The sequence below is a fragment of the Catenulispora sp. EB89 genome (assembly GCF_041261445.1).
Taxonomy (GTDB): domain Bacteria; phylum Actinomycetota; class Actinomycetes; order Streptomycetales; family Catenulisporaceae; genus Catenulispora.
In genome coordinates, this window is sequence record NZ_JBGCCU010000024.1 from 25,367 (window position 1) to 38,064 (window position 12,698).

A 12,698-nucleotide genomic window follows, 5' to 3' on the forward strand; every position below is an offset into this window, starting at 1 on the left:
GATCGATCGCTTACTCAGAGGCGATCATCGCGGGATCGGCGCGGAGATGCAGGTTGACAGGGCCGGATGGGGATCGCCCGGGTGGCGTAACGAGCGTGCCGGGGGTCAGTATTCTGTTCCCTCACGACCATATGCGGGGGTGTCGAGCTTCTATGGACGCGAGCGGGTCCCAGCCCGGTCATCAGGGCGCCGGACGCCAGGTCCGCGGGCGTTCGCTGCACGACGTGCTGCACGATCCGGGCACCGGCATCGCGCAGCAGGCGGTCATTCCGCTGGACCCGAGCCGGGTGGCGCTGATCGCGCACGCGGTCCTGACGGCGCTGGCGGCCGGGACGGTGCACGGGTACATCAACCCGTACACCATCCTGCTGACCGACGACGGCACCGTACTGCTGGTCGGCGACCGCGTCGCCCCGGGCGCCACGCCGGCGAACGACATCTTCGCACTGGGCATCGCACTGTTCGAGGCGGTGGAGGGCTACGCCCCGCACCCCGCCGAGGCGCTGCCGGCGATGCGGAACGCGGGGGCGCTCGGGCCGCTGATCGAGGCGCTGACGGAGCCGGATCCGGCGCAGCGGGTCGACGCGGCGGGGGCGCTGGGGGTGTTGCGGGCCAGTGCTGAGGCGGCCGCGGCTTCGGCGGCGGCCGCGGAGGCTGCGGCGGCGGTTGCGGCGGATGCCACGGCGACGAGCACGCTGCCGAAGGTGGAGGCGGGGGCTGGGGCTGGGCCGGCTGGCGTCGGCGGGGACGGCAACGCCTCGGATGACACTTCGATGCTCCCGCAGATACCGGCTGAGCCCGCCGGATTCGCAGGACCCGCAGCCATTCCGGTCAGCCCGGCAGGCGCACATGTCCCCGGTGGCCCGTTCGCCCCGCCGCCGATACCTCCCGCTTTCGGCTATCCGGCGCATGAGGCCCATCCCCAGGCGCGGCGCAAGGTGCTGGTCATCGGCGGCGTCGTCACGGCGGTCGTGCTCATCGGCGGGGTCGCGCTCGGCGTGACCGAGCCTTGGCACCGGACGGACAACAGCGTCTCGACCGTCCCCGGCGTGCCGGTCGGCCCGACATCGGTGCCGGGCACCCCGGCCGCGACCCCGTCGGCGCCGACGACACCGTCCGCGACCACCAGCACTCCGACCCCGACACCGACGGCCCCGAAGCCGACCACTCTGGTGTCGATGACACTGTGCCTGGACGCGGCCTCCGACGCCGGCGGCGTCCACTCCGGCGCGAAGGTCACCGCCACGAGCTGCCACGGCAGCCCGAACCAGGCGTGGCAGATCCAGCCGGACGGCACGATTCACTCCATGGCCGTCGCGAACCTGTGCCTGGACGCGGCCGCGCCGACCGGCAAGGTCCTGAACGCCGCCCAGGTCTCCGCCTGGACCTGCCACGGCGGCCCGAACCAGGACTGGGTGTGGAACGCCAACGGCACGGTCTCGCCGGCGGCGAACAGCGGGCTGTGCCTGGACGCGGCGGGGCCGGTGCCGATCCACGCGGGGGCGAACGTGACGGCGTGGCCGTGCAACGGGGGGCCGAATGAGAAGTGGGCCAAGCAGTAGTACTGGCCAGCTCGCGGCCGTAGTGCAGGTCGAAGCGCTACGGTTGGCGGTTGGTAATAACAGCTTTTCAGCGCAACAGCGCGAGGCCCGACTCACCCCTGCGGAGTCGGGCCCCACGCTCGTCCCCGCCCTACTGCGGCGTGTTGGCGCCCTGCATCGAGGCGACCGCGTCCGCGACGCCGGCCTCGTACAGTCCCAGCTTCGGCTTGCCGACGGAGCCGCCGCCGAGCGGGAAGTTCTTCGTGGCCGCGTTCGGCATGGTGTCGGCGGCCAGGACGTTGATCTCGTCGAGGGTCGTGGCGGTGCCCGTGCCGGAGCCGGCGGGGTTGAGGTCCAGGACGGCGTAGGCGGTCTTGCCCGCATAGAGCACGTAGGCCGGCGGGCCGCCGAGGCCGCCGGGGATCAGCGGCTTCGAGTCCTTGCTGTGGTCCGCGGACTGCGCGTTGCCCAGGCTCACCAGCGGGAAGTAGCTCAGGCCGCAGGAGGTGGCGCCGTTGTTGCGCACCGTGATCAGGCGGCGGGTCGGCACGTCGGTCATGCGGGAGACCTGGAGCGTCACCTGTGAGGCGGCGCAGCGGTGCGTGTAGGCGTAGCTGTCGTCGTTGTGCGGAGTGGTCGGGGCGGTCGGGGCGGTCGGGGCGCTGGTCGGAGACTTCCCACTGGTCGAGGCGTGAGCCGACGCCGCTGATGACGCCGAGGCCGACGCCGTGCTCCCAGCCGTCCCGACCCCCGATGAAGGCGCGTCCGACGGAGCGCTCACCGCCGCCGACGTAGTCCCTCCGGTGGCGGGGCCTGGCCCGGACGCGCTGGACTTCGAGGACCCACAAGCAGTGAGCGAGACGGCGCCGCACAGCGCGACGACGGCGGCGGACGAGAGCGTGATCTTCTTCATGGACCCCACCGTGCGGCCCCCGCCGTCCCGCCCGCCAGCCCTCAACGGCGATGCGGGACGCTGGAACGATTCCAGGTACCCTGAGCTGCGACATCACCCGTTCCTGGAACGGCGGCGAGGAACGGGGAGGAGCACGTCTTGGCGGGGCACACCGACGATTTCGCGGCACGGCTGCGGGAACTGAAGGACCGTTCCGGTCGCAGCTACGGCGCGCTGGCCCAGCGGCTGCACACCAGCACCTCGACGCTCCACCGCTACTGCAACGGCACCACCGTCCCCGCCGAGTTCGCCCCGGCGGAGCGCTTCGCCCGGGCCTGCGGCGCGGCGCCGGAGGAGGTGCTGGCGCTGCATCGGCTGTGGCTCCTGGCCGATGCCGAGCGACGCGCCGAGGCTGGGGCGGGGCGCGCAGAAGCTGCGGGAGCTAGCGGCACTCGTGCCCCGGAAGCGAGCACGACACCGGCGGCCGACCCCGCGCCGCCCGGCGCGGACCCCGACACGCCGCCGACCGCACCCGTCGTCATCAGCCCGGGAAGCCAACGCGAAGCCAGCCGCGCCACCTCCAAGAAGTGGCTCAAGCCCGCCCTCGCCGGACTAGCCGCAGCCGCCGTCCTCATCCCGCTGGCCCTCTACGCCACCCACGACTCCGGCACCTCGCCCCACTCCGCCGGCAGCGCCCCCGCCCCGACTCCCTCGGACTCCCCTCCCGCCGCCACGCCGTCGTCGTCGGTCCCGTCGTCGTCGGCCCCGACGACGACTCCGTCGCCGTCGACCTCCTCGTCGCCGACCCCCACGCCGACCCTCCCGACCCCCGTCACCGTCAACGTCCTCGCGGACAACTGGGACACCGAGTGCGGCCAGTGGTTCTACGCCACCCAACCCCCGTCCGAAGTCCACCCACCCCCGGGCCTGCCCGACGTCGGCCTCTGGGCCCAGCCCCTCGGCGCGGTCCCGGGCGGCCACCTCCGCCTCCAGCTCACCGCGCAGGGCACCCCCGGACGTCCGCCGGTCGTGCTGCACACGCTCTACGTCCACGTCGTCGGCGCGAAGCCCGCGCCGAAGGGCGGCTATGCCTACACCATGGGCTCCGGTTGCGGCGGCGGGCTGGTCCCGGCCTCGTTCGCCATCGATCTGGACGCCGCGGATCCGCAGATCAAGGCGGTCAAGGGCCAGACCTCGGACGACGGTGTCGGGCTCGCCGACTTCCCGTTCCAGGTCTCCGGCACCGACTCGCAGGTGCTGGACGTCGACGCGCACTCCGCGAACCAGGAGGTCGACTGGGACCTGGTCCTGGTCTGGAGCTGCGGGGACCAGCAGGGCACGCTGACGGTCAACGACCACGGCAGGCCGTTCCGCACCATCGGCCTGACCGGGAAGCCCGCGTACTGGTACGACGGTTCGAAGTGGAGCACCACGACGCTCGACCAGTGAGCGCCGGTGAGCCCCATCGAGCGCCGGTGGGCCAGGGTATGGCGCCAAAACAACAGGTCCCGACCCAGTGGCCTGAGTCGGGACCCGCCGGTGCAACCCTCAGGGCCTCAGGCCCCGAGTGCACGCCTTAGTGCATGTGGTGCTGCGGGCTGCTGGTGCTCGGCGCGGCGCCGCCGCACTCCGCGTAGCCGAGGACGACCTCCTGGCCGCCGGCCAGCGTGATGTCCGCGGCCTCGACGGTCAGGTTGCCGTCGTTGTCCGTGGTCTGCTTGTTGAACACGATGCTGCCCAGGACCGGCACGGCGACCGTCTGGTTCACGCCGGTCGGGATGGTGATCGTCACCGGCGGCAGCGGGGGCAGCGGCGCCGGCGGCGCCACCGGGGTGAAGACCGCCGTGGCGATGGTGGAGGTGCCGGTGGCGGTGCCCGGGGTGGCCGGGGCGGTGCAGGTGGCCTTGATCCCGGTGATGTCGAGCGAGCCGACCAGCGGGATGGTGAGGATCAGGTGCGCCGCGGTCGCCGACGACGAGGCGGTGCCGGCCTTCGGGTCGCCCGCGGTGGTGGCGGTGAGCAGGGCGTCGACGTTGATCGGCCCGAGGTTCAGCGTCGGCAGCGTCTTGGTGCCGCCGGGCGGGAACTTCGAGTCCGGCGTCGGCGGCACGTTGACCAGGCCGCCGAGCGCCTGCGCGGAGACGACGTACGCCTCCGCCTGGGGGTTCATGTTGCAGGCCTGCGAGGGCGAGACGACGCCCAGCGTGGTGCCGATCAGCGCGGCGGTCATGCCGCACGCACGCAGCCCGATTCGGAGACGCATGGGGAATTCATACCTTTCGCCAACAATGGGACCATTCGCGGAAATCATTGCGAAGCGACGAGGTATTCCGGCGATTCGCCACGCGCACGGCGCCCAACCGGGGCCGAACATCAGCCCGTTGGCTCAGTGGACGTCGATTCAGCAGACGACACAGCTCGCATACTCCGCGCAATTCCGGCGCAATTCCTCCGCGATCGGCACGACCTAGGGTCCAGGTCAGCGCGCATCGGGCACCGGCCCGGAGGAAACGACGCTCCGTGACCAGCGAGACCGACGCGCCGGTGATACCCGCCAGGCGACCTACCGCGACCTGTTCGCCGTCCGCGAGTACCGCTGCGAACACGGTCACGGCCGGAGCCGGAACCACTGGCGCAGCTACAACCGCCCCCAACCCCTCCGCACCATCGCCCGCCTCGTGCCGCCGACACGCCGAATCTGTCACGCCGGCGTGACCGTATGGCGCCGCCGCGACGGATAAAGCACAGCCGTACTCCCCCAGGCGTAGCGACGGTGTCTCTCCACGCCGGATGGCAACGTCACCCGCGGTCCCGAGGATGAAGGTGTCACAGCCGCCATCCACCCCGCCGGGAGTCATCGTGACCGCCGCGACGTCAGCCGCCCCGCTCAGTCCCGCCCCGCCGGCCTGGCGGCTGGCGGTCCGCGAGATCTGGACGCACGGCCGACGCGTCGAGCGCGTCTGCTACGCCCTCGGCCTGGTCCTGATCGCCTCGGGCGCGTTCCACTTCGCCCTGTTCTTCATCCGCGGCGGCCCCTGGGAGGGCCCCGTCTCCTGGCGCAAGCCCACGACCTTCGGCCTGTCCTTCGGCCTCACCCTCATCGCCGTCGCCTGGGTCGCCTCCTACCTCAAGCTCTCCGAGCGCACCCGCACGCTGGCGCTCGGCATCTTCGCCGCCGACTGCTTCGTCGAGGTCGGCGGCATCACGCTCCAGGCGTGGCGCCACGTTCCCTCGCACATCGACATGCAAGGGTCCTTCAACACCGGCGTCTCGATGACGCTGGCCGTCGGCGGCGGGATCCTGGTCGTCGTCCTCGGACGCCTGGCCGTCGCGGCGTTCCGCGGCGACCCCGGCCAGGCCCCGTCGATGCGGCTGGCCCTGCGTGCCGGCTTCGCGACCCTGATGATCGGCCTGCTCTCCGGCGCGGCGATGATCGCCCGCGGTACCTCCGAGGCCAAGACCGGGCACCAGCAGCAGGCGTACCACGACCTGGGCTTCCTCAAGCTGGTGCACGGCATCAGCCTGCACGGCGTCCTGGTCCTGCCCACGCTGGCCTGGGCCCTGACGCTGACCTCCTGGCCGGAGCGGAAGCGAACGCGAACGGTGAAGCTGGCCGCGTCCGCCTACGGAATCGCGATCGCCGCCGCGCTGGTGTTCGACCTCGCGACAATGTGATGCGCGGAGTCCAGCCAGCTCAGGCCTTCACGGTCCCAGCCCCAGCGAACTCACCCCACCCCGACCACGCCCGGTTCGCCGCAGTCTCGAACCGGCTCCGAACCGAACCGTCGGCCAGCACAGCGAAGACCTCCAACCGGCCATCAGCATGCCGGCTCACCGAGGCGGCGGTGACCGCGCCGCCAGGTCCGAGGTTGTCCGGACCGAAGCCGTCGCCCCACCCCGACCAGCCGACGCCGGGCGCGGTCTCGAACCGGTTCCGGATCCCGCCGCCCGGCGTGACCGCGAAGACCTCGACGCGTCCGTCCTGGTGCACACCAGCCGTCGCCGCGCCCGGAGCGCTGTAGCCGTTCGCACCGCCGGTCGGGCCGTAGACGGTCCAGTCGGACCACGAACCGTTCACCACCGTCTCGAACCTGTTCCGCATCGAGCCGTCGCTCATCACCGCGAACACCTCCAGGCGTCCGTCAGCGTGCCCGGCCACTGCCACCGCATCCGTGACGCCGCCCTGCGGCCCGAACGCGTTCCACCCCGACCACGGCCCGTTCGGCACCGTCTCGAAGCAGTTCGCGATCCCGCCCCGCGGCGTCACCCCGAAGAGCGCCATCCGACCATCGGCATGCGCCCCGACAGTCAAAGACTTAACAGTCCCGGACGGCGCGAACGCGTTCCACCCCGACCACGCGCCGTTCACCGCGGTCTCGAAGCGGTTCTGCACCGAACCGTCGCTCATCACGGCGAACACCTCCAACCGACCGTCGGCATGCCGTCCCGCCGCCACCGAATTCGTGCGAGCGGCGAACCCGAACCCCCTGGCCGGGCTGAAGTCGCCCCACCCGGACCACGGAGCGGACCACGGAGCATTCGGCGCCGTCTCGAAACGGTTCGCGATCCCGCCCGACGGCGTCACGGCGAACAGCTCGATCCGGCCGTCGCTGTGCACGCCGCCGGCCATCCGGCCGCCACTCCCCAGCGGATACGGGAACCCGCTGGCGCCCCACTGCCCGAAGTCCGGCGTCAGCGCCACATCGCCGTCCACCTCCGCACCGTCGAACGTGAAAGGCGTCCGGTTCTGCCACAGCTGAATGCCCGGATACGGCGCGCGATTGCGGCCGTTCGAAAACGCCGCCGAACACGACTGCCAGGCCCACCGGATACGACCGGACGCCGACAGCCAGCCCAGCGCGTCATAGCTGGAGTACGCGCCGGTGCGAGCGACCCCGATGACCGAGGCGACGCCGTCGAAGTACGCGTTGACCGCCGCCATGTCAGCGGACTGCACGTCCCAGTCCACGCTGAAGTAGATCGGCCGGTCCCCCGGCATCCCGCACGCCGCCGCCAGCCGCGCCGCCTCGGTCGCGTCCATCGCGCCCTGGCCGAAGCCCCGGCGCGGCCCGTCGACCGCGGCCTCCCAGTTGCAGACCACTGCGATCCCGGCCGTGGTCAGCGCCTGTGCCTCGTCCGGCGTGAGGTTCTTCGCCGGGCTGTAGCTGAGGTACCGGACGGCGAACTTGTAGCCGGCGGCGGTCATCGCGCCGTTCGAGGGATGCGGAGTCCAGGCGTAGTCCAAGCCGGACGCGACCGGTAGCACCGGGACGTCCAGAGCGGGCCGGGGCGCGGGCACTGAATCCGCGCGCGCCGGCCCGGTCCTCGCAATACTCACCACCGTGGCGGCACCGACAGACGTCAACAGTCGGCGCCGCGATACACCGGGGTCATCAAGGTTCGCACTCGTCACGCGGACCATTTCATCCCGGTTGCGCCCTATCGGCGATGATTTACACGCGCGTCGTCAGATCTCCAACGCCTTCATGAACGCGTCGGCGATCAGCGCGTGCCCCGCCAGGTTCGGGTGGATGCGGTCCCCGGCCCAGTCCGCCGACGCCGTGGTGACCAGCGCGCCGTCGAACACCCGCTGGGTCGGGACGTGCACCGCGTCGAACTCCTCGGCCAGGCCCGCCACCGCGGTCACGAACGTGTCGCTGGCCGCGCGCTGCGGCTCGGTGAGGTCCGGCTCGATGATGTACGGGTCGGCCAGGATCAGGCGGCAGCCGGTCTCCTCGACCGCCCGGCGCAGCAGCGTGCGCAGGGTCTCGATGTACTCCGGGAGCGGGACGGCGTTCTCCGGGTGGCCGTCGAAGGCGCGCCAGACGTCGTTGATGCCGATCATCACCGACAGCCAGTCCGGGCGCGGGGCCAGCGCGTCGGCCTCCCAGCGGTCGGCCAGGTGCCGCACGGTGTTGCCGCTGATGCCGCGGTTGGTCCAGGTCAGACGGGCCTCGGGATGCCGGGCGGTGGTGAACGCCCGCAGCAGGCTGACGTACCCGTTGCCGAAGGGGGCGTTCTCTTCGCGGCGTCCGCAGTCAGTGATGCTGTCGCCGATGAGAAGGATGTGCTGGCCGTCCTTGAAGAACACGGGTCTCGCCCTCCGGAGCGCTCGCGAATGGGGAACGTCCGATCTTCCCGCGACCGGACCCGATCAGGCGAGGGTGTCGATCCAATCCGCGAGACGGCCGCCGCGCGCGGTCATCACCTCCGGATCGCGCAGCGCGTTGGCCAGCACCGACATCCCCTGGTAGGCCGCGACGAGTTCGAGGGCGAGATCGTGCGCGTCGGCCCGGCCGAGCTGGCGGAACTGCTCCTCGGTCCAGTCGATCAGCGCGCGCAGCACCCCGGCCGCGGTCTGGTCCAGGCCGTCCTCGCGCTTGTCGAGCTCGGTGGCCAGGGTCCCGAAGGGGCAGCCGTAGCGGGCCGCGACGTCGCGCCGCTCGACCCAGCCGGCGATCAGGGCCTTGAGCCGCGCGGCCGGATCGGGCAGCTGGTCGAGCCGCCCGGTGATGTCGGCCAGCCGGTCCCGGTGCGCGCCGAGGGCGGCCTCGACCAGCTGGTCCTTGGTCTTGAAGTAGTAGTAGACATTGCCCAGCGGGACGTCGGCCGCCTGCGCGATGTCGTTGAGCGTGGTGCGCTCCACGCCCTGGTGGTGGAACACCTCGGCGGCGGCGGACGCCAGCCGCTCGCGCTTGCCGCCCCGGGATGTGGTCTTCCCGGCTTCTGAGTCAGTCACCTAACTGAGGATAGACAACGGGGACCGTGATCGGCTAGCGTCTGAGTCAGTTAGCCAACTAACTCACAGCTTCAGCTGGTGTTTCTTGTTCGGAAATGAGATTGGGGAGAATCATGATCGTCGTGACGGGTGCCACTGGGAACGTCGGCCGGACGCTGGTACGCCAGTTGTCCGCCACCGGACACGCGGTGACCGCCGTGGCCCGCCGCGTCCAGGACTCCGACGTCCCGGCCGGCGTGCGCGCGGCCGCCGCCGACCTCGCCGAGCCGGCCGGCCTGGAGCCCGCGTTGCAGGGCGCGAAGGCGCTGTTCCTGCTGGTCGCGGGCGACGACCCGGCCGGCGTGCTGGCCCGGGCCAAGGCGGCCGGCGTCACCCGGGTGGTGCTGGTCTCCTCGCAGGGCGTCGGCACCCGACCCGGCGGCGCCTACGCCCACGCGGCCGGGTTCGAGCAGGCGGTCGCCGCCTCAGGGCTCGAATACACGATCCTGCGATCCGGCGGCCTGGACTCCAACGCGTTCGCCTGGGTCGAGCCGATCCGCGCGCAGCGCGTCGCTCCGGCGCCGTTCGCCGAGGTCGGGCTGCCGTTCGTGGACCCGGACGACGTGGCCGCGGTCGCTGCGGCGGCGCTCACGGAGGACGGCCACGACGGCGCGACGTACGTGCTCACCGGCCCGGCGCCGACCTCGCCGCGCGAGCGCGCCGCGGCCATCGCGGAGGCGATCAAGGCGCCGGTGCGGTTCGTCGAGATGACGCGCGAGGAGGCACAGGCGCAGATGGCGCAGTTCATGCCGCCGGAGGTGGTGGAGGGCACGTTGGCGATCCTCGGCGAGCCGACGGAGGAGGAGCGGGCCGTGAGCCCGGACGTCGAGCGGGTGCTGGGCCGGCCGGCGGCGCCGTTCAGCGCGTGGGCGGTGCGGAACGCCGCGGCCTTCGGCTGACGCTCGACAAGAAACCGGCCAGCCGGTATTTTTTCCCCGCGGCATCCGCCGCAGCAAGATCCTGGGAGGGGAACCCATCATGAAGGCCATCCAGTTCAGCGCGCCAGGCGGTCCGGAGAACGTCGCAGAGGTCGACATCCCCGCGCCGACCCCGGCCGCCGGCCGGCTCGCGATCGCGGTCCGCTTCGCCGGCCTGAACTTCGTCGACGTCCTGGCCCGGCGCGGCGCGCCCGGCTACGCGAGCAGCTGGCCCTTCGTGCCGGGCATGGAAGTCGGCGGCGAGGTGACCGCGCTCGGGGAGGGCGTGAACGGCTTCGCCGTCGGCGACACCGTCGTGGCGTTCACCGTCGACGGCGGCGGCCTGGCCGAGACCGTCGTCGCCGAGGCCGGCCTGGCCGCGCGGGTCCCCGCCGGCCTCGCCCTCGAAGCCGCCACCACCGTCCCGCTCACCTGGGCCACCGCCGTCGGCCTGGCCCGGGCCGGGCACGTCGCCGCGACCGACCGCGTCCTGGTCACCGGGGCCGGCGGCGGCGTCGGCGAGGCGCTCGCGGCGGTCCTGGCCCTGCGCCACCCCACGGCGCTGGTCGGCGGCACCAGCGCGCGCTCCGCCGCCACCCTCGCCGCCGCCTACCGCCCCGCGATCCGCGACGCCGAGTTCGCCGCCAACGCCCGCGAGGCCGCCGACGGCGCGCTGTTCGACGTGGTCCTGGAGTCCATCGGCGGCGACGTGTCGGCCGCGATGCCCGCGCTGCTCGCCCCCGGCGGCCGCCTGGTCAGCTACGGCGCCGCCGCCGGCCAGCCGGACCCCGCCGCCCCGAGCCTGGCGGACCTGCGCCGCAACAACTGGACCACGGCCGGCTTCAGCATCATCAACCGGGCCCGGGGCGACGCCGGCGCGGTCGGCGACCTCATCGCCGGGGTCTTCGCGCTCACCGCCGAGGGGCTGGCGATCCCGGCGCCGCGCGTCATCGGCTGGAGCGAGGCCGCCGAGGCGCACATCGCGCAGGCCGAGAACCGCAGCCCCGGCAAGACCGTCGTCGCGGTCCGGAGCTGAGCACGTGACGCCGCCGCCGGCCGACTCGCGAGGCTCGGCCGGCTCCCGGGGCTCGGCCAGCTCCCGAGCCTCGGCCGAGCCCCGGACCCCGAGCGAGCCCACGCAGGAGCGCGCCCGCCGCACCCGCCGCGCGATCCTGCTGGCCGCGTCCGAGTGCTTCGCAGAGCTCGGCTACGCGACGGCCACCACCAGCGAGATCGCGGCCCGCGCCGGCGTCACCAAGGGCGCCCTCGCCTTCCACTTCCCGGCGAAGGCCGCCATCGCGGCGGCCATCGTCGAGGAGTGCTACGAGCAGTGGCCCTCGGTGGTCACCGAGGTGACGCCGGCGCACAATCGGGTCCTCGACCTCCTCGGCGAGGTCTTCGCCCGCATCGCGGCGCAGATCCGCGAGGACCCGATCGTCCGCGCGACGGTCCGCCTGCAAGCCGAGCGCGCGCTGATCTCCGAGCCGGTCCACATGCCGTTCGTGGACTGGATCGCCACCTCGACCGACCTGTTCCGCACCGCCGCCGACCGCGGCGAGCTCCGGCCCGGAGCCGATCCCGGCGCACTGGCCCGGGCCTCGGTCGCCGGCTTCCAGGGCGTCCAGCACGTCTCGGGCATCCTGTCCGGCCACGCCGACGTCGCCGAGCGAGTCGCCGAGTGGTGGTCGGTCATGCGGGCCGGCGTCGCCGCCACTACCGACGATCACGTTTCCTGATCGCTGCCAGTCGACATCTCCCCTTGTCCGAAACCCCGTCCCCGACTGGAGTAGACCCATGTCCGTCATCCCCGCATCCCACACCGACCTGCTCGAGCGCCCCGTCTTCTGCCACCTGGCGACGATCCGCGCCGACGGCACCCCGCACGTGAACCCGATGTGGTTCCTGTGGGACGGCCAATTCCTGTCCTTCACCACCTCGACCAAGCGCGCGAAGTACAAGGAACTCAACGACCGCCCGCACGCCGCGGTCTCCATCAACGACCCCGAGGCCCCGTACCGCTACCTGGAGCTGCGCGGGACCGTGGACCGCATCGAGCCGGACCCGGAGGGTGACTTCTTCGCCGTCCTGGCCGACCGCTACGCGCTGCCGATGGACGGTCCCGTGGGCGACGCGCCGACCCGCGTGCGGATCTACCTGCGGCCGACGCACGCCACCTTCCAGTAGTCCCCTGACATACAGCATGTTGATTGGAATTTGAGCGCCGCCACAAGATATGGTGTCCGATGCAGCTGGTTCGACCACCGCCCCGCACAAGGGCGGCGGTCGAGGCAAGAGGGAACCCGGTGCGAGACCGGGACTGCCCCGCAGCGGTGAGTGGGAACGACAGCCGTCGTACACACTGGGCCGAGTGGCGCCGGAAGGCGCCGGCCTGGGAAGTGACGGCCAGTAGGTTCGCGCGGTCCTCCCCGGGCCCGCGAGCGCCCGCGAGTCCGAAGACCTGCCAGCCGTGCCGTGCCCGGACGTGGGGTACGGCTGGTCCGAGGCCGCGTGGGACGGCTGACGGCGGAGCGCGTCGCGGCTTTCGCGTGCCTCCGGTGTCTGCTCGCCAA

12 protein-coding genes and 1 riboswitch are annotated in these 12,698 nt (G+C 72.4%); of the genes, 7 read left to right on the forward strand and 5 right to left on the reverse strand.

Annotated features, from left to right (window positions below; all coding sequences use genetic code 11):
* The first annotated feature begins 152 nt into the window (after positions 1 to 152).
* Positions 153 to 1,562 carry a ricin-type beta-trefoil lectin domain protein gene (locus ABH920_RS37485; RefSeq protein ID WP_370354029.1) on the forward strand — a complete coding sequence of 470 codons (1,410 nt, stop codon included), beginning with the start codon at positions 153 to 155 and terminating at the stop codon, positions 1,560 to 1,562.
* 130 nt (positions 1,563 to 1,692) lie between these two features.
* Here ABH920_RS37485 and ABH920_RS37490 read toward each other — a convergent pair whose 3' ends face one another.
* On the reverse strand, positions 1,693 to 2,454 hold the full coding sequence (locus ABH920_RS37490; protein WP_370354030.1) for a DUF4232 domain-containing protein: 762 nt from the start codon (positions 2,452 to 2,454) through the stop codon (positions 1,693 to 1,695).
* 138 nt (positions 2,455 to 2,592) lie between these two features.
* On the opposite strand from ABH920_RS37490, the gene ABH920_RS37495 reads away from it, so the two are divergent.
* On the forward strand, positions 2,593 to 3,882 hold the full coding sequence (locus tag ABH920_RS37495; protein WP_370354031.1) for a helix-turn-helix domain-containing protein: 1,290 nt from the start codon (positions 2,593 to 2,595) through the stop codon (positions 3,880 to 3,882).
* A gap of 127 nt (positions 3,883 to 4,009) precedes the next feature.
* Here the strand turns inward: ABH920_RS37495 and ABH920_RS37500 are convergent, their stop codons facing one another.
* Positions 4,010 to 4,696: a choice-of-anchor P family protein gene (locus ABH920_RS37500; RefSeq protein WP_370354032.1), complete on the reverse strand. Its 687-nt coding sequence runs from the start codon at positions 4,694 to 4,696 to the stop codon at positions 4,010 to 4,012.
* A 596-nt stretch (positions 4,697 to 5,292) separates the two neighbouring features.
* Between ABH920_RS37500 and ABH920_RS37505 the strand changes: the two genes are divergently transcribed.
* On the forward strand, positions 5,293 to 6,108 hold the full coding sequence (locus ABH920_RS37505; protein WP_370354033.1) for a hypothetical protein: 816 nt from the start codon (positions 5,293 to 5,295) through the stop codon (positions 6,106 to 6,108).
* A gap of 19 nt (positions 6,109 to 6,127) precedes the next feature.
* On the opposite strand, the gene ABH920_RS37510 is transcribed toward ABH920_RS37505, so the two are convergent.
* The 3 genes from ABH920_RS37510 to ABH920_RS37520 all read right to left on the reverse strand — a co-directional run bounded on the left by ABH920_RS37510 (position 6,128) and on the right by ABH920_RS37520 (position 9,172).
* Positions 6,128 to 7,732, reverse strand: a complete 1,605-nt coding sequence (locus tag ABH920_RS37510; RefSeq protein ID WP_370354034.1) for a glycoside hydrolase domain-containing protein — start codon at positions 7,730 to 7,732, stop codon at positions 6,128 to 6,130.
* A gap of 168 nt (positions 7,733 to 7,900) precedes the next feature.
* Positions 7,901 to 8,524 (reverse strand): SGNH/GDSL hydrolase family protein, encoded by a 624-nt coding sequence (locus ABH920_RS37515; protein ID WP_370354035.1) that lies wholly within the window; start codon positions 8,522 to 8,524, stop codon positions 7,901 to 7,903.
* Between the two features lie 63 nt (positions 8,525 to 8,587).
* Positions 8,588 to 9,172, reverse strand: a complete 585-nt coding sequence (locus ABH920_RS37520) for a TetR/AcrR family transcriptional regulator (protein ID WP_370354036.1) — start codon at positions 9,170 to 9,172, stop codon at positions 8,588 to 8,590.
* A 113-nt stretch (positions 9,173 to 9,285) separates the two neighbouring features.
* Between ABH920_RS37520 and ABH920_RS37525 the strand changes: the two genes are divergently transcribed.
* The 4 genes from ABH920_RS37525 (at position 9,286) to ABH920_RS37540 (ending at position 12,312) form a co-directional block, all read left to right on the forward strand.
* Positions 9,286 to 10,110, forward strand: a complete 825-nt coding sequence (locus ABH920_RS37525; protein ID WP_370354037.1) for an SDR family oxidoreductase — start codon at positions 9,286 to 9,288, stop codon at positions 10,108 to 10,110.
* Positions 10,111 to 10,189: 79 nt separating this feature from the next.
* Positions 10,190 to 11,164, forward strand: a complete 975-nt coding sequence (locus tag ABH920_RS37530; RefSeq protein ID WP_370354038.1) for a zinc-binding alcohol dehydrogenase family protein — start codon at positions 10,190 to 10,192, stop codon at positions 11,162 to 11,164.
* A 4-nt stretch (positions 11,165 to 11,168) separates the two neighbouring features.
* The gene (locus tag ABH920_RS37535; RefSeq protein WP_370354039.1) at positions 11,169 to 11,864 is read left to right on the forward strand and encodes a ScbR family autoregulator-binding transcription factor; all 696 of its coding nucleotides are present in this window, start codon (positions 11,169 to 11,171) and stop codon (positions 11,862 to 11,864) included.
* Positions 11,865 to 11,922: 58 nt separating this feature from the next.
* Positions 11,923 to 12,312, forward strand: coding sequence for a PPOX class F420-dependent oxidoreductase (locus tag ABH920_RS37540; protein WP_370354040.1), 390 nt, complete (start codon positions 11,923 to 11,925; stop codon positions 12,310 to 12,312).
* A 49-nt stretch (positions 12,313 to 12,361) separates the two neighbouring features.
* A riboswitch (cobalamin riboswitch) is annotated at positions 12,362 to 12,609 on the forward strand.
* Positions 12,610 to 12,698 lie beyond the last annotated feature (89 nt).

Excerpts from the sequence above, each read along its gene's own strand:
- ABH920_RS37530 (WP_370354038.1), top strand. The coding sequence starts at position 10,190 with ATGAAGGCCATCCAGTTCAGCGCGCCAGGCGGTCCGGAGAACGTCGCA.
- ABH920_RS37490 (WP_370354030.1), bottom strand. The coding sequence starts at position 2,454 with ATGAAGAAGATCACGCTCTCGTCCGCCGCCGTCGTCGCGCTGTGCGGC.
- ABH920_RS37525 (WP_370354037.1), top strand. The coding sequence starts at position 9,286 with ATGATCGTCGTGACGGGTGCCACTGGGAACGTCGGCCGGACGCTGGTA.
- ABH920_RS37540 (WP_370354040.1), top strand. The coding sequence starts at position 11,923 with ATGTCCGTCATCCCCGCATCCCACACCGACCTGCTCGAGCGCCCCGTC.
- ABH920_RS37485 (WP_370354029.1), top strand. The coding sequence starts at position 153 with ATGGACGCGAGCGGGTCCCAGCCCGGTCATCAGGGCGCCGGACGCCAG.
- ABH920_RS37500 (WP_370354032.1), bottom strand. The coding sequence starts at position 4,696 with ATGCGTCTCCGAATCGGGCTGCGTGCGTGCGGCATGACCGCCGCGCTG.